The sequence below is a fragment of the Nitrospirota bacterium genome (assembly GCA_040755395.1).
Lineage (GTDB): Bacteria > Nitrospirota > Nitrospiria > Nitrospirales > Nitrospiraceae > DATLZU01.
Genome location: JBFMAX010000007.1, coordinates 1 through 14710, shown reverse-complemented (window position 1 = coordinate 14710; position 14710 = coordinate 1). Strand labels below are relative to the sequence as shown.

Below are 14710 nucleotides of genomic sequence, written 5' to 3'. Positions count from 1 at the left end.
ATGGGGCGCTTCCTGGATGAGGATGTTCCGCATGCCGATAGCTCCGCTCGGCCGCTCAGCCGCCGGGCCTTCATCGCCGGCGCGGCGACCTTTGCGGGATTGACGGCCGCCCGCTCCCTTCTGCCATCGGCGCACGCGAAACCCGCGGCTCCGGAGGACCCGACGAAGGTGCCGGGCGCCCCGCCCAGCGCGTATGGCCGACGCTCCGCGTTCGAGCAGGCGAGGCGGCTGGTCAGATCCGCCGTGTCCCTGACGCCGCACCAGTCGCTGCACGGGATCATCACACCCAACTCTTTGCATTTCGAACGGCACCATAACGGCGTGCCCACGATCGATCCGGCCAAACACCGGCTGCTCGTGCACGGCCTGGTGGAGCGGCCGCTGGTCTTCACCATGGACGATCTCGTGCGCTTTCCGTCCGCGTCGAGAGTCGTGTTCATCGAATGCTCGGGGAACTCGGCCGGAGAATGGATCGCGCCCGTCGGCCGCACCGTCCAGGAAACCCACGGCCTCCTGAGCGCCGGCGAATGGACCGGCGTGCCGCTGGCGACCGTGTTGGCCGAGGCGGGTGTCAAGCCGGACGCAACGTGGGTGCTCGCCGAGGGCGGCGACGCCGCGGCCATGACGCGCAGTCTGCCGCTCCACGAGATCCTGGAAGAAACCCTGTTGTGCTACGCACAGAACGGCGAGGCGCTGCGGCCCGAGCAGGGCTATCCGCTCCGGCTGGTCATTCCCGGCTGGGAGGGCAACACCTGTATCAAGTGGCTGCGGCGCCTGAAACTGGGCACCGCGCCGTTCATGACCCGTGAAGAGACATCGCACTATACGGACCTCATGCCGGACGGGACCGCGCGGCAGTTTACCTTCGTCATGGAGGCCAAGTCGGTGATCACCAGCCCGTCGGGCGGGCAGCGGATTCGGCCGGGTTTCGTGGAGATCCGCGGGTTGGCCTGGAGCGGACGAGGACGCATCACGTCGGTGGACGTGAGCACGGACGGCGGGCGCTCGTGGCGGCCGGCGCAATTGCAGGAACCGGTGTTGCCCAAGTGTTGTACGCGCTTTCGGTTTCCCTGGCGCTGGCAGGGGCAGGAAACGATTCTGCAGAGCCGGTGCACGGACGAGACCGGCTATGTGCAACCGGCCCGCGCCGACCTGATCGCGGTGCGCGGCGTGAACTCCGTGTACCATTACCATGCCGTTCAAAGTTGGCGCGTGTCTCGCGACGGCACGGTGACGAATATCCATGTCTAAGCGCTCTCCTCGCTCCTGTCGGAGGAAGAACAACTCGCCACGCGTCGTGCTGCGAGGAGCCTGCCTCATCGCGGCAGCCGCCGCGACGGTCTCGGCCTGGGTCGGCGCTTCTTTTCCGGACGACCCGTCCTCCTATGGCCTCGGCCGCCCGGCCACGGAAGCGGAGATTCGCGCCTGGGACATCGATGTCTCGCCGAGCGGCGACGGCCTCCCGCCCGGCCGCGGCACTGTGAAACAAGGCGCCGCGGTCTTTGCCAAGAAGTGCGCCGCCTGCCACGGCCCGACCGGCGTCGAAGGACCGCGCGATCGGTTGGTCGGCGGGCAGGGCACGTTGACCACGTCGCATCCGATCAAGACGATCGGCAGTTACTGGCCTTATGCGACGACGCTGTTCGACTACATCCGTCGCACCATGCCCTTTTCCGCCCCGCAATCGCTGACACCCGATGAGGTGTATTCCGTGGTCGCCTGGCTGCTCTATCGCAACGGCATCGTGGACGAGCACGCCGTGCTCGACGCGCGCACGCTACCCGCCATACAGATGCCGAACCGGCATGGGTTCGTTCCCGACCCGCGCCCGGATCTGCCGCGCCGATGAGCGCGATGCGCCGTCCTTCGCGAGCGAGATGTTTCTCGCATCTTGACTAAGAAGCCCGGAAGGTTAATAAACTGACTTAGACCGGCCGCATGTTCGAGTGAGGAGGAACAAGCGCATGTCTCTGCCTAGATGTTCGGCCACGTATCGCTCGCCCCGGAAAGGCCTCCCCAGGCTCCTGTTCCTCGGGCTTTCGGCGGCCCTGCTGGTCGTGCTCGGCTGTTCGCAAGAACAGGAACCGCCGCCGCTGCCTTCGACGCCGCCCGCGGCGGTGGCCGCCCCGGCTCCCGCGCCGACCCCCGTCGCCACCGCGCTGCCGACCGCGGGGATTCCGTCCAATGAGACCTTCATCGCGGTCGCGAAAGCCGCCCGCGCATCCGTCGTGAACATCTCCTCCACTCGGAAAGGCGACGGCGGCGAGCAATTCTCCAATCCGTTTTTCGACGATCCCTTTTTCCGGCGCTTCTTCGGGGAAGAATTCGAACGCCGCTTCCGCATTCCGAAAGAACGACGCGAACAGGGCTTGGGCTCCGGCGTGATCGTGACCCCGGACGGCTATATCGTCACCAACAACCATGTCGTGGAAAAGGCCGATGAGATCAAGGTTCTGTTAGGGGACAAGCGCAGCTTCAAGGCCAAGCTGGTGGGCACGGATCCCAAGACCGATATCGCGGTCATCAAGATCGACGCGACCGATTTGCCCACGCTGGCGTGGGGCGACTCGAGCCGACTGCAGGTCGGCGAGCTCGTGCTCGCCATCGGCAACCCCTTCGGCCTGAATCAGACCGTGACCATGGGCATCATCAGCGCGGTCGGACGGGCCAACGTCGGCATCGTCGATTACGAAGACTTCATCCAGACCGACGCCGCCATCAACCCCGGCAACTCCGGCGGCGCTCTGGTCAATCTGAAAGGTGAGTTGATCGGGATCAATACGGCGATCTTCAGCCGCACCGGGGGCTACATGGGCATCGGGTTCGCCATTCCCAGCAACATGGCGATGAGCGTGATGAACAGCCTGATCAAGCACGGCAAGGTCGTGCGCGGCTGGATCGGCGTCTCGATTCAGGAACTCAATCAGGATCTCGCGAAGCAATTCGGCGTCTCCGACACCAAAGGCGCGCTGGTGGCCGACGTGATGGAGGACAGCCCGGCATCCAAGGCCAAGCTGGAGCGCGGCGACGTGATCCTCCAGTACAACGGGACGACCATCAACGACCCGGCCCATCTGCGCGCTCTGGTCGCCGAGACATCGCCGGGCACGCAGGTGACCATCACGGTGCTCCGCGACAAACAGGAGAAAGAGATCAAGCTGATGATCGGCGAGCTGCCGAAAGACCTCGCGAAGGCCTCGCGAGGCTCCTCGGAAGGCGCGAAAGGCGAGCACGCGCTCGCCGGAGTGACCGTGGAACCGGTCCCGTCCGGCTCCGGCCGCTCCAAGAGCGGAGTGCTGGTAACGGAAGTCGAACCCGACAGCCCGGCGGAGCGCGCCGGCCTGCGCGCCGGCGACATCATCCGTGAGATCAACCGCAAGCCGGTGAAGAACGTCCAGGACTTCGAACGGCTGACCGGTCAGCTCTCGCCCAAATCGCCGGTCCTGCTCCTGCTCAGCCGCGGCAACGCGACCATCTTCCTGTCCATTTCTCCGGGATAAGATAAGGAGAGCGTCTCGGCCCTCGCCTATCCGTTGGAGGAATCGAGATGGCCGACCAGCCCTTCGCCTCCAACACCGCGCTCCGGATCACCCGCCGGCTCGCGGCGCCGCGCGCCAAGGTCTTCCACGCGTGGACGGACCCGGAAACGCTGAAGCGCTGGTTCGCGCCGTCGGACGACTACTCCACTTGGCAAGCAGAAGTGGACCTCCGCGCCGGCGGAACGTACCGCATCCAGATGAAGGCGCCCGACGGGGCGATCTATGCGGTCAAGGGCACCTACAAGGACGTGCAACCGACGGAACGGCTGGTGTTCTCCTGGTCTTGGGAAGGCTCGGGCTGGCGTGGGCTCAAGGAATTCTATGAAACGCTCGTCACCGTTGAGCTGCGGACGGTCCCGGCGGGCACCGAGCTGACGCTGACGCACGAGTTTTTCCCGACCGCCGAAGAACGAGACAGACATCGGTCCGGCTGGACGGGTTGCCTCACCCGGCTGATCGAGGCCTTGGCATGAAAATGCGGAGTCTGTCACCGACCAGCCGGGTACCCGTTGCTCTTTTCCGATTGCAACGGGTCGCGGCCGAAGGCTCATGGGGACCGTGAGTAGAGGATGGCAGCCGCAAGGATCACCGCGGATCACCCGCGTGATCAATCGAAGGATGGCATACCGGAATGGGACCTCACGGCGTCAGAAAGGCGGTCCGCCGTTTTTCCACTTCCCTTTGCCTTTGGGATGGCCTTTCTTGCCTTTAAATTTGACCTTGTGCTCGTCGTAGAAGAGATATGGCTTGTCCGTCTCCAGTTCGAGGCTCACGTAATCGCCCGTGTCGATCACCACGGAAGACGGCAACTGTGCGGAAACCTGCCACGTCCCGCCGCTCATGTAAAAATAGGTTCCGGTACTGACGTTGAGGTACACACCCGCGGCCGGGTAGTAATAGTATCGATAGGCCGCCTCCTTGGCGCGCCGCCCATGCGCGGGGGCCCAGGGCGGAGGTCCGCCGCCACGAGCGGGAGCGTCACCGCCGATCGAGACGCCGACGTTGACGTTCGGACGCCGCCCGTCGTCCACTGCGCAACCCGCCAGCAGGAATCCCGCGGTCGCTACCAGGATCATATTTTTCATGGCATTGCTCCTTGATCGTTGCGGATGGACAGTCCCGCGCCTCAAGACTCAGGGATAGTCCCAAACGACAGGCCTGGGGAAAAGACGGCAAATGTAGTGCCGCAGGAGGGTTAAAAGGTCGTCAAAGGAAGGGGCTGTCGCCGCTTGCAACGAACTGCATACACAACAAGTGGTTTTTGTTTTTCAGCCGAAGCCAGATCGAGATATCGCTGCTCGACCGGTCCGGTCTTTCCCTGACGCATTTTGTCGCCGGGGCTACAAAATTGTCCCCGCGCACGGTCGTGGCACATCGCACTTCGCGAGCGGTCCTTGAAGAAGGAACTGCACGAGGGTTCGGCTCGCCCACGCGGATGGAGAAACCTCAGCCCTCTCCCACCGGAGGCAAGGGAAGGAGCGCCGGGGTGAATTGACGGTTATTCACCCAAAATGGGAAAAGAGTCGGTCCCTTCCCTAGCCAAGCGGAATGCGGGTCTTGCTGTGAGCCAACCACTGGTCGAAGGTTTGCACGGCAGGATTGAGGACGCGGGCGACGGCGGGATCGCGCGCGCCGCAGAAGACGTCATTAAAATCGCGCTTGAATTGGAACATGTTGCCGAGATCCTCGGCCCCGGGGAATCCGAATCCGCGATACGCCTCGGGCGTCACGGCGTTGTAGCGCACCTCCTGCCCCAGCGCCTTGGTAAGCTTCGCGGCCATCTCCGCGCCGGTCAGATGCTCGCCGGCGATGCCGACCGTCCTGCCGACGTACTCCCGGCCTCGTTTAAGGATGCCGAGGGCGCACTTCCCGATGTCTTCGGCGGCGATGCCCGGTAATTTCTTGTCGCCCATCGGGAGAGTGAACATCAACGTGCCGTCCGGACCTTTCTTGGGACCCATGCCGAAGTGAATCAGATTGTCCCAGTAGAATGAAGTCAACAGGAACGTCGTTGGCAGGCTGAGATCAGTGAAGACCTTATCGGCTTCGCCTTTGGCGTCGAAGTGCGGCACCTTATATTTGCCCATGAGCGTGGGCATGCGGGTGTCGGTGAGCGGGACCCACTTCCGCGTGTCTTCAAGCGTGGACCAGATGGCGTGTTGGACCCCCGCGTGCTTGGCTGCCTGCGCCATGTTCCGTGCCTGGGCGAATTCTTTCTCGGGAGAGAAATGCTCCCAGAAGTTGGTGACGCAGAACACCCCGTAGGCGCCGGAGAACGCCCGCTTCAGACTCTCGACATCGTCGAGATCGGCGGCGACCACCTCCGCGCCCAGTTTTGCCAACTCTTTGGCCTTGTCCGAGTCCACCTTGCGCGTGAGCGCCCGCGCCGCAAAACCCCCGTTCTTGTCGTTGACGATCGCGCGGACCAGTCCGCCGCCCTGCATCCCCGTCGCCCCTACCACCGCGATGATTTTCTTGTCAGCCATGACGATGAACCCTCCCCGCGACATTGTACGTACGCCTGTCCTCGCGTTCAACCATCCCTCCTTGGATCATGCACGCCCATCCCATACCGCGACAATCAACTGTTCCGTTCGGCCCGGTTCGCCGCGGTCAGGCGATGAGCAGACCGCCCATCTATTTATTCAGACGGTCGAGAATCCCCAGCAAGATCGCCTTTCGCTTCTTCAGGTCTTCTCGAAACTCCTGATTCTCTGTATCGGCGATCTCGGCTCCAAGGTCGGAAACCGCGCCGTTCAGCGCCCACACCAAGATCTCCTGCTCTTGCGGTTCTAAAGCCAGTTGCATGATGGGCCTCCGTTGAGCACGTTCATCCGGCGAGCGAACTCGCGGCCTATTGTATCGAGTTTGGACGGGGACGGTCACGCGAGCTGGAGCAAGGATTCCCCCGCGCGACCAACAGCTTGCCTTGCCGGCCGGGTTCGCCGGTTCCCGTTCGCCTCTTCGATCGTCTCGAATGGGATCCCCTGTATCTGCGTTCTCCAGCATGGTATAGTGAACCGCCTGTCTCGTTCCCACCCTCCCATAGATAGATGGAGGCCACCATGCGATGGGTCGCGCCTCTGCTCTTCCTTGGTTTGGTCATCAGCATCTCCGCGCTCGCGCAGCCGGCGCAACTGGGTCCTGCCGGTGACTTCCGGGTCGACGATCGGCCTGGAACGGCCCCTATGGTCGGACCGCCGGGAGGGCCGAGTCCGCCCCCGGGACCGACGCTCTTTCGCGACTTCATCGGCGCCAAACGTCCCGACGAGATTTTGAAAAGCCTCGACAGGGATCTCGGCAGGGGCGCGCCCGAGGGCCTCGGGGCACCATCGGGCGGGCGGTCCCTTGACCTGGAAAAAGATCTCCGTCCCTCCGCCGACAAATTTTTCAAATGACTCGTCGCGACCTCGTCCTTCTTCCCCATTGACGCAATCGGCAGGAGTGAGTACCATTTTGCTCCGTCCGACTTCCCAGACGGCCTCCGGGGGACGGGGCAGATGAAACATTCGCTATGAAACCCGTTGGCGTCGGTTGGTATTCTCAGCTTTTCATCCTTCTCTGGATGTCGATCGGTTTCTGCGGTCTCGCCGCTTCGGCCCCGTCGCCTTCCTCGTCTGAAACCTTCGTCGCGACCTTTACGGCCGAAGACTATGGGTTCGACGGCCCCGCGGTCTTGCCTTCCGGCATGACCGCCGTCCGGCTCGTCAATCACGGCCGCGAACCGCATCACATTCAACTGCTTCGCCTAGAGGACGGCAAACGTCCGCAAGACCTCAACGCGGCATTTCTGGGGCCTGTGCTTACACTCCCTTCCTGGGCCAAGCGAGTGGGCGGACCGAACGGGGTCGAACCCGGGGAAGAGGGTGAGGCTGTGGTCTATCTTGCCCCGGGTTCTTATGTGCTCATCTGCACGATCCCGGCGCACAATGGGATGCCGCATGCGGCACTGGGCATGCGGAAGTCGTTGCAAGTGATCGAGAGAGCGGTTTCGAAGCCTGCCTTTTCCGGCCACTACCATCTGGCGATGCACGATTTTGATTTCAGCCTCGTGGAACGCATCAGGCCGGGACGTCATACCTTTTATACCGTCAATCGCGGAAGTCAGCCGCATGAAGTCAGTCTCTTCCGGCTCGCGGCGGACGCATCGCCCGATCAGATTGTGTCCGCATGGACGCTGGGCCACGGCGTTCCATTGCCGGGAAAGCTGGTCGGAGGGATCACGGAGTTGGAGCCCGGCGCAGAGGGCGTCTTCACCGCCACGTTATCTCCCGGCCGCTACGCCCTGATCTGCCTGTTCCCGAATCCCCATATCCCGGATTCCCATGCCAGGAAAGGCATGGTCCTGGACTTTACCATTCGATAGCAGCCCCCGACGACAAAGCTGATCCAACTCGTCAGCCGGGACGGATTCGCCTGCATCGCCGCGCGTGCGGCAGTTCTGCTTCTTCCGCCGCGACGACTGCGTCTTCGTGGACGGCGAATATCTGATTCGCAACGTGCCGGGCCGCATTCTGTGGCGCCTGCTTACGCAATACCGCCAGGAAGGCCGATCCGAGTTCACCAACCGCGAGCTCCGGATGGATTCGTGGCTCGGCCTGCCCGAGATCAAGGACAACTTGGAAAGCCGGCTGATCCTGCTGCGCAAACGAATGGAACAGAAGTGTCCGGATGTGCGGCTCGTCCCGCGCGGCCGCGGCCGCTTCGCCCTGGAGACCGACGTGGCGTTCGAGCTCTCGGAGAAGGAAGGTTGAAGCTCTGCGAAGAGCGACGCTCCGCGTCTCCATCCGTTCTCTCCCTTCCAAGCTATAGTCCAAATGTCCCAATAATCAGCCGCTTACACGTTTCGGCCGCGTTGGGGTTGTTTAGCCACGGAGTGCTCGATAAGGTGAAAGGGTGATGCGTTTTCGCATTCGTCATCTCGGTGACCACGGGTTTTGCCCACAGCCCTCCTTGACGAGGCACGCACGACGGATACGCAATGGCGCGGCGCCACGCACTCCGGCAAAGTCGAAGATAAAATGATAGACGATGCCGACCCTGTCGCAATGGTAGGAGAAAGGAGGACTCCCCATGCCGAAAACGATGGACCGATCAATCTTCCTGTTCGCGATCGTGTTCTCGATCGCGACGGTTGCCATGGGTTCCACCGGATCGTATGCCGCGCAATGGCTTGCGCCGGCGTCAGCCGACCGCGTGACCGCCGATTGGGTCAAGCAGATCCAGACGGAGCTTGCAGGCGAGCGGTTCAGAGACTTGTTCATGGGCATTCCGGCAGATCCGCCGGTGCCGGCGATTCTGCACCTGCTCAACCAAGCGAGCCAGGCGCTGGCCGACAATAACCAAGAATACGCCAAAGCCTTCATCGCCGACGCCATCCGGATTCTGGATCGCGGCGTCGTCAAGGGCTGGTACAGCCCCGGCGATGTCGAGCCGGTGAAGGCGATGATCGTGCAGAGGGCGCAGGCGGCGTTGGAAGGGAAAGCCTTATCCGGCGTGACGAACCCGCGCTGGACCGGCTATACGGACCGTCAGCGCCTCGGCCTGACGGATACCGCGGGCGAGAGACAGCATGCCGTTTTCCCCGAGGCCACGCAGAGCGCACCCGCCCGGAGCAAGGAGACCGGGCAGAAACAATAAGTGGAGTTGAGCAAGGCGCCGCGCCCGGCGCATCGGGCCGATTGCGTGAGGCCAGGTCCTGCGCAATCGGCCCGGCGCCTTTCCCGTACTCTGCCGCGCGCCGCTATCCCCCTCACTTTGGCGCGGTGCTCGCGTCCTGGACCACGTGCCCTCGCATGGACTTCTCGACAATGTTGTGCTGAATTTCGAGAGCGATGACGCGGGCAAGCTGATCCGCCGAGAGGGCCCCCATCGGCAGGCCCTTGGTGTCCGCATAAAACGGGTCGTCCGGAGCCGCCGTCCGGTAGGTGTTGATCAACACCGCAGCCGGTTGAATCGGATGTTCGCTGTTCCCCACCAACACGGCCTTCTCTTCCGGAAGCACCCGGGTGCGCGTCGCCCAATCCCGCTGATCGATTTTGACGAACGCGACGTTCCAAACTTTGCCATTTAGCAGGCTGCGGACCGCCTTCGGCGTGTGTTCCGCAAAATACGGGTCCCGCACGATCTTCTGCAGGGCCTCACGGACCCGAATGTCATACAGCTTGATCGTGGAGTCGGGATTGCTCGGCGGAACCAGCGTGGTAGTGCCGACTTCGTAAAACGGTTGCCCCTGCAAGCTCTTCAAGTCGTCCACGGTTCTCAGATACGTGTCGAACAGTCGGCGAAGGAGGCGTTCCCGCTCTTCCCCCGACATCTCCCGAATCTCATTGTCCGTGCGGATCGGAGCATGTCGGAGGTCGCGTTCGACCGAGACGGTTTTGGGCTTGGGAGCGGTATCCGCTTTGCTGACGACCCATTGGAACTCCCTGGCCAGGACCGGAACCAGTTCGTCGGGATGCCCCAGATAGCCCTTCTCCTTCAATGACGACGCGCTGATCAACAGCTTGACCCGGCCTGGATCTTTCGTGCGGGCGACCAAAAACGCAAATTCCTTTCCGTCCCGATTCACCACGGCGGGTTCCACGACGACTTTGTCGAGCGCGTCTTTCTTCAAGGCTTCATCGAATCGCGCATAGTCGCTCCGATGTTGCAGCATGACGGTGAAGGCCTCGACGACGGTCCGGACGGCCGCCTCGACGTGGGTCTGGTCAAGCCTCCCGCCCGCCGGCGTCGCGTTTCCCGTATCCAGGAAGACCCGAAAGGACGCGCCCGGGATCGCATATCCCGGCCCGGTTGGCTCATGGGTTTCTTCCTCCGCATGACCCATATGGCCCTGATGGCTGGCGTGCGTCGGCAGTGCGACCAAGGCCACCCACCCTAACACCAAGGCTGGAAGGGCTGTATGTCTGATCCAAGGGCCGACATTATCACCGTGTTCCCGATTGTGGTTCTGTGCGATCTGCTTCATGTTCTCCTCCTTCGACGAAGGACTCCTCGCCAAAGCAAGGCCGCAAGGGGTATTCTACACCTCCACGTTCTGAAGTGAACGACCGAAGAAGGAGCGTTCGGGGGAGTCTGAGGCGGATGGCAACAATTCGCCGAGAAGGTCAGTGAAGTGGGGCGGAGCCTTGGCAGGCGGCGGCCGCGACACTCTGTTCAAACAACGCAGGTCGCGCCCCGTGAGAGGAGTGCGCTCTGCTGGATTGGGCAAACCACGGCGCGTGCTGGGTGACACCAATAGCCGCTTGGAGTAGACTGAAGCCGGAATCCTAGGGGGATCGCGATGGCGGACAGAAAATACGGCCAGCGAGGGTATCGGGAATCCGAAAAGGAGGGAAGAGGAAAGCCCGAGGGGCCATCTACGTCGCGGACGCCCGCGATGCTTCCGAGTCGAACCGTCGTCCGCTGCGCAGACTGCGGAACGCAACTCCCCTCGTTGACCGATGCGCTGGGCCAATGTCCCAAGTGCAAAGCAGAGCTGCATGCCTGCCAGCAATGCGCCCACTTCGCTCCGGGCCAGCGGTTCGAATGCACCCAGCCGATCCCGGAGCGCATCGCCGACAAGCGCGCGCGCAACGAGTGCACCTTCTTTTCGCTGCGCGTCACGGTCGAGCGGGAAACGTCGTCAGGCTCAACGGACCCTGAAGCCGCGCGGCGCGCGTTCCAGAATCTCTTCAAGAAGTAGTGAGCCGGGGCGGCGTCCCGCCGCGCGTCCGGCGACGCGTTTCTCAGGGAAGGTCCTCGCCCTTGTCTCGTCCTTCCCCCTGGTCACGAGCATGTATCCGCCAGCATCTCCCGTACTTTGGCGGCCAGGACGTCGGGACCGAACGGTTTCTGGAGAAATCCCGATCCCGATATCGCGGCGATCCGAACGCTGCCTTCCGGCACCATCCCGGACATGAACAGAACCCGCATGTCCGGTCGGAGAGTCCGGAGTCGTTCGGCCAATCGAGACCCGTTCATTCCGGGCAGGACCACGTCGGCGATGAGCAGATCGATAGGGTCGCGATGCATCTGCGAGACTTTGATGGCGGAGTCGCTGTCCGCCGCGAACAGCACCGTATAGCCAAGTTTGAGCAGCGCGTTCCGCGTAAGGTCGCGCAGGGTCTTGTGGTCTTCGACGAGGAGAATGGTGCCGACTCGGGGCGGCGAACAGATCGTTGATGTGGCTTGTTTCGAGTGCATGTCTGACACCTCTCTTGTTTCCTTGTCGGAACGAGACTTGTTCTCCACGCACAAACGAGCGTCGGCTGGTTCGCATGCTCAGGCTCCGGCCCAACCTGCGCAGCCGTCCTCCGGGCGGCCGGGCGGCCGGCAGGATACAGCCCGGGGCGGACTCGTGTCGATCACATCAGCCGACACAGACGCGCTTGGTCCTCCGGACGCAACCCCGTGAAGGAGACTCCGAATTCCGGTTGCCGCGACCATCGGACTGTCGCACCCTTCACGACAAACGGCGCGATTTGATTCGGCAGCGCGATCTGCAGATCCAGACGCGCCCCTGGGAGAACCGGCGACGTGCTGTGCATGCGACACCCGCCGACCGAGAGGTCCAGCACGACGGCATCGAGTGCCGCCTTGTCGCCCGTAAAGATGTGCCCAAGGTAGCAAACCGGCACCCGCGGAAATTGGCGCCGCTCCAATTGACGCCGCTCCATGGTTCCAACCTCGCTCTCCCTGCGGAAACGAAGCTCGGTTCGGTAGGGGAAAGGGCAAGAGGCGGGCCCGGACGTGTCGGCAAGAATAGACCACTCGAGGGAACCAGTGGTCAAATGCTCGGTCTTGATACGAAAATCGGAAGGGCACAGCCATCCGGCTGGCGAACGCAACCGGCTTCTAGGACAAAAATCGGCATCGGCTTGCCGCATGGATTTTCCTTCATGCCGGTGACGGAAAAGAACACGGCCTTGAGCAGTCCCGATGCTCGTCGACCGCTCGCAGCCGAGATCCCCGTGTTGGGCCGCGCCTTGCCTCAGGTCCCTATCGCTAAAATCGGCTCCTTGAGCTGTTTTCGGCCATTCCAAGAGATCGCGGCAGCCGCGAGGCGCCCCTCAGCGAGTCTCCCTATCTCCCCTGCGTCCCAGAGGTTCAGCTAAGCTGTGCTCCCTAGTGCGTGGAACGCGCCCATGACAAGCCCGTCGCCCAATATCAGCGTATCCGCGTTGCGGCCGTTTCTGCGGTCCCCGCTAGAAACGACTCCCGGTACCTTTCTATCCCCGGTACCTTTTTATCCCATGGATCAAACTTGAGTACTACTAGCAGGATGTTGAAAAACCCCCTTGCACGACGACAATTTTCCCTCTTCACGATGAACTGGCAACGGCTTCACGTCGGCCGAGGGAGCCTGGCTGTCGTCTTGTGGCTTGTTGGTGATCACCAACCATGATCGTTCCCCTTTGGGGAGATCAGGTCACCGGCGCTGCCGCCCGCAACTTGCTGATGCGGAGCAGGTGGTACGCGGCGCCGACGAGAGAGGCCGCATGCTGCGTCCGGGCGAGGCCCCGAAAGCGGGTGCTGCGCAAGCCACCGAGCGTTTTGCACCCGCCGAAGCTTGCCTCCACGCGCTGGCGGATCCGTTGGCTCAGCGCGTAGCCCGCCGTGCGGGTGGTCCGGCCATCAAGGCCCGGCGTGCGCCGTCCCGCCACCTGCGCCAGATGCGGACGAATGTGGCGCCGGCGCAACTGGCGCACGAAGTCCGTGCCATGATAGCCCTTGTCCGCCCCAAGCGTGCGAGGGCGAATCCCCCGCGGGCTTGGCGGCGCAGCCTGGCCAGCGCCATCTCCCGTTCGACCGTCCCCGTGGCCGGCGCGATCGGCCCCTCCACGCACAGGCCGTGCCGATTCTCCATCACGACATGGCCGGAGAAACAGCGCGTGGCTTCCTTGCCTTGGCCCTTCCTTGCGGGCCAGGCGGGCTTCCGGGTCGGTCGTACTCTGATGCGTCGCATTCGTGCGCCGTTCCCCCTGGAAGGCTACCGTGGGATTGCCCGGATCGTCTGGGGGCAGCGTCGCGGCGGGGGCCGCTTTGGGGTTCACGCTCTTGAGCGAGGCCCAGGCCTCAATCAGCGTGCCATCCACCGTGAAATGCTCATCCGAGAGCAGCCCCTCGCGGCGGGCGGCGGTGACCACCGCATCAAAGAACCGCTGGGCCACCTCGTGCCGGAGCAGTCGCTCACTGTACTGGCTGAACGTGCTGTGATCGAACCCCGGGTCATCGAGACTCCTATCCAGAAACCAGCGGTACAGCCTGTTGTCGGTGAGCTCCTCGCAGAAGAGCCGGTGCCCGCGGATGGAGAACAGCGCGATCAACAACTCGCTCTTCAGCAACCGTTCCGGCGGAATCGATGGCCGCCCGGTCGAGCTATCCATCTTGTCAAAGGTCCGCTCCAGGGTTGCCAAGACGTCGTCGGCTTTGGCCTTGATCGCTCGCAACGGATGGGTGGCTGGCACTCGGGCTTCTGGGGACACATAGCTGAAGAGGGCCTGCTGGGGATCCACCTCACCGCGCATCGTTCTCCCTCCTGGTCGTGTGAACGGCTGCATGGTGATAATACCTAGTCAGGCCAGAGTCAAGGGGTTTTTCAACAGTTTGCTAGGGTTCCGTCCAGTCATCCAACAGGAGCGCGGCCTGATCGACTTGTCAGCACCGCTGGTGGCTGTTATTCCATTCGGCGATTGAACATCCTTTTCCGGAAAATGAACATTCCTTTCCGGTGATGCCTTCCTGTATCCTGTAAATGATATTGAGAAAAGATTTCAACTACAACACCAAGTATCTGAAATAATGTTGTATGACTCGGTCCAAAATGCCGCGGCCTGATGATTACCGAACGACTCTTTAAATACTACGGCCCTTCGAACGGATGGCGATGCATCAACTGCGGATGGCAGCGGGTCGAGTCCGCGCATGCCCCGCGGCTGGGTCACGCCATGGCGCCTGGTCACCGTGACACCCGACCGCGCCCGAGGGGAAACTGACATGCGCCGCAACACAGGCGCTAGCGCGCCCCGCTTTCGAGGGCCGGCTTTGGTCGCCGGCACATTTGTCAACTTTCATCTGAAAAGGGACCCTTTTCTTTCATCTGAAATTCCCCCCCCTCCTGGGGCTAAGTGGTTGATGTTTTGTCCGACCTCTGGGTCGGGTCGACCCGAGATCGTTGGTCCTAGGCC

15 protein-coding genes and 1 pseudogene are annotated in these 14710 nt (G+C 62.7%); 9 read left to right on the top strand and 7 right to left on the bottom strand.

The annotated features are described in order from the left end of the window. From soxC to AB1555_11745, 4 genes are all read left to right on the top strand, one after another. Positions 1-1251 (top strand): sulfite dehydrogenase, encoded by a 1251-nt coding sequence (soxC, locus tag AB1555_11760; protein MEW6247366.1) that lies wholly within the window; start codon positions 1-3, stop codon positions 1249-1251. Then, complete coding sequence (locus tag AB1555_11755) at positions 1244-1849, top strand: cytochrome c (protein MEW6247365.1); 606 nt, start codon at positions 1244-1246, stop codon at positions 1847-1849. The genes soxC and AB1555_11755 overlap by 8 nt, the downstream gene beginning before the upstream one ends. A 115-nt stretch (positions 1850-1964) precedes the next feature. Continuing rightward, complete coding sequence (locus AB1555_11750) at positions 1965-3500, top strand: DegQ family serine endoprotease (GenBank protein ID MEW6247364.1); 1536 nt, start codon at positions 1965-1967, stop codon at positions 3498-3500. A gap of 47 nt (positions 3501-3547) precedes the next feature. Further along, the gene (locus AB1555_11745; GenBank protein ID MEW6247363.1) at positions 3548-4012 is read left to right on the top strand and encodes an SRPBCC domain-containing protein; all 465 of its coding nucleotides are present in this window, start codon (positions 3548-3550) and stop codon (positions 4010-4012) included. Positions 4013-4186: 174 nt separating this feature from the next. On the opposite strand, the gene AB1555_11740 is transcribed toward AB1555_11745, so the two are convergent. From AB1555_11740 to AB1555_11730, 3 genes are all read right to left on the bottom strand, one after another. Then, positions 4187-4624 (bottom strand): hypothetical protein, encoded by a 438-nt coding sequence (locus tag AB1555_11740; protein MEW6247362.1) that lies wholly within the window; start codon positions 4622-4624, stop codon positions 4187-4189. Positions 4625-5074: 450 nt separating this feature from the next. Further along, positions 5075-6025 carry an NmrA/HSCARG family protein gene (locus AB1555_11735; GenBank protein MEW6247361.1) on the bottom strand — a complete coding sequence of 317 codons (951 nt, stop codon included), beginning with the start codon at positions 6023-6025 and terminating at the stop codon, positions 5075-5077. A 151-nt stretch (positions 6026-6176) separates the two neighbouring features. Next, positions 6177-6347 (bottom strand): hypothetical protein, encoded by a 171-nt coding sequence (locus AB1555_11730; protein MEW6247360.1) that lies wholly within the window; start codon positions 6345-6347, stop codon positions 6177-6179. 257 nt (positions 6348-6604) lie between these two features. On the opposite strand from AB1555_11730, the gene AB1555_11725 reads away from it, so the two are divergent. The 4 genes from AB1555_11725 to AB1555_11710 all read left to right on the top strand — a co-directional run bounded on the left by AB1555_11725 (position 6605) and on the right by AB1555_11710 (position 9179). Next, entirely contained in the window at positions 6605-6937 is a 333-nt protein-coding gene (locus AB1555_11725; protein MEW6247359.1) for a hypothetical protein, read from the top strand. Positions 6938-7053: 116 nt separating this feature from the next. Then, positions 7054-7905: a hypothetical protein gene (locus tag AB1555_11720; protein ID MEW6247358.1), complete on the top strand. Its 852-nt coding sequence runs from the start codon at positions 7054-7056 to the stop codon at positions 7903-7905. 64 nt (positions 7906-7969) lie between these two features. Then, entirely contained in the window at positions 7970-8293 is a 324-nt protein-coding gene (locus AB1555_11715; GenBank protein ID MEW6247357.1) for a hypothetical protein, read from the top strand. A 319-nt stretch (positions 8294-8612) separates the two neighbouring features. After that, positions 8613-9179 carry a hypothetical protein gene (locus AB1555_11710; GenBank protein ID MEW6247356.1) on the top strand — a complete coding sequence of 189 codons (567 nt, stop codon included), beginning with the start codon at positions 8613-8615 and terminating at the stop codon, positions 9177-9179. Positions 9180-9291: 112 nt separating this feature from the next. On the opposite strand, the gene AB1555_11705 is transcribed toward AB1555_11710, so the two are convergent. Continuing rightward, positions 9292-10509 carry a hypothetical protein gene (locus AB1555_11705; protein MEW6247355.1) on the bottom strand — a complete coding sequence of 406 codons (1218 nt, stop codon included), beginning with the start codon at positions 10507-10509 and terminating at the stop codon, positions 9292-9294. 411 nt (positions 10510-10920) lie between these two features. On the opposite strand from AB1555_11705, the gene AB1555_11700 reads away from it, so the two are divergent. Next, on the top strand, positions 10921-11226 hold the full coding sequence (locus AB1555_11700; GenBank protein MEW6247354.1) for a hypothetical protein: 306 nt from the start codon (positions 10921-10923) through the stop codon (positions 11224-11226). 83 nt (positions 11227-11309) lie between these two features. Here the strand turns inward: AB1555_11700 and AB1555_11695 are convergent, their stop codons facing one another. The 3 genes and pseudogenes from AB1555_11695 to AB1555_11685 all read right to left on the bottom strand — a co-directional run bounded on the left by AB1555_11695 (position 11310) and on the right by AB1555_11685 (position 14050). Further along, positions 11310-11726, bottom strand: a complete 417-nt coding sequence (locus AB1555_11695; GenBank protein MEW6247353.1) for a response regulator — start codon at positions 11724-11726, stop codon at positions 11310-11312. Positions 11727-11887: 161 nt separating this feature from the next. Further along, complete coding sequence (locus AB1555_11690; GenBank protein MEW6247352.1) at positions 11888-12199, bottom strand: PilZ domain-containing protein; 312 nt, start codon at positions 12197-12199, stop codon at positions 11888-11890. A gap of 747 nt (positions 12200-12946) precedes the next feature. Next, positions 12947-14050 (bottom strand): annotated as a pseudogene (locus AB1555_11685) (IS5 family transposase). Positions 14051-14710 lie beyond the last annotated feature (660 nt).

What these genes read in the sequence shown, in the direction of transcription:
- AB1555_11755 (MEW6247365.1), top strand. Translation starts at nt 1,244, where the DNA reads ATGTCTAAGCGCTCTCCTCGCTCCTGTCGGAGGAAGAACAACTCGCCA.
- AB1555_11745 (MEW6247363.1), top strand. Translation starts at nt 3,548, where the DNA reads ATGGCCGACCAGCCCTTCGCCTCCAACACCGCGCTCCGGATCACCCGC.
- AB1555_11750 (MEW6247364.1), top strand. Translation starts at nt 1,965, where the DNA reads ATGTCTCTGCCTAGATGTTCGGCCACGTATCGCTCGCCCCGGAAAGGC.
- AB1555_11690 (MEW6247352.1), bottom strand. Translation starts at nt 12,199, where the DNA reads ATGGAGCGGCGTCAATTGGAGCGGCGCCAATTTCCGCGGGTGCCGGTT.
- AB1555_11710 (MEW6247356.1), top strand. Translation starts at nt 8,613, where the DNA reads ATGCCGAAAACGATGGACCGATCAATCTTCCTGTTCGCGATCGTGTTC.
- AB1555_11695 (MEW6247353.1), bottom strand. Translation starts at nt 11,726, where the DNA reads ATGCACTCGAAACAAGCCACATCAACGATCTGTTCGCCGCCCCGAGTC.
- AB1555_11725 (MEW6247359.1), top strand. Translation starts at nt 6,605, where the DNA reads ATGCGATGGGTCGCGCCTCTGCTCTTCCTTGGTTTGGTCATCAGCATC.
- AB1555_11730 (MEW6247360.1), bottom strand. Translation starts at nt 6,347, where the DNA reads ATGCAACTGGCTTTAGAACCGCAAGAGCAGGAGATCTTGGTGTGGGCG.
- soxC (MEW6247366.1), top strand. Translation starts at nt 1, where the DNA reads ATGGGGCGCTTCCTGGATGAGGATGTTCCGCATGCCGATAGCTCCGCT.
- AB1555_11720 (MEW6247358.1), top strand. Translation starts at nt 7,054, where the DNA reads ATGAAACCCGTTGGCGTCGGTTGGTATTCTCAGCTTTTCATCCTTCTC.
- AB1555_11740 (MEW6247362.1), bottom strand. Translation starts at nt 4,624, where the DNA reads ATGAAAAATATGATCCTGGTAGCGACCGCGGGATTCCTGCTGGCGGGT.
- AB1555_11700 (MEW6247354.1), top strand. Translation starts at nt 10,921, where the DNA reads ATGCTTCCGAGTCGAACCGTCGTCCGCTGCGCAGACTGCGGAACGCAA.
- AB1555_11735 (MEW6247361.1), bottom strand. Translation starts at nt 6,025, where the DNA reads ATGGCTGACAAGAAAATCATCGCGGTGGTAGGGGCGACGGGGATGCAG.
- AB1555_11705 (MEW6247355.1), bottom strand. Translation starts at nt 10,509, where the DNA reads ATGAAGCAGATCGCACAGAACCACAATCGGGAACACGGTGATAATGTC.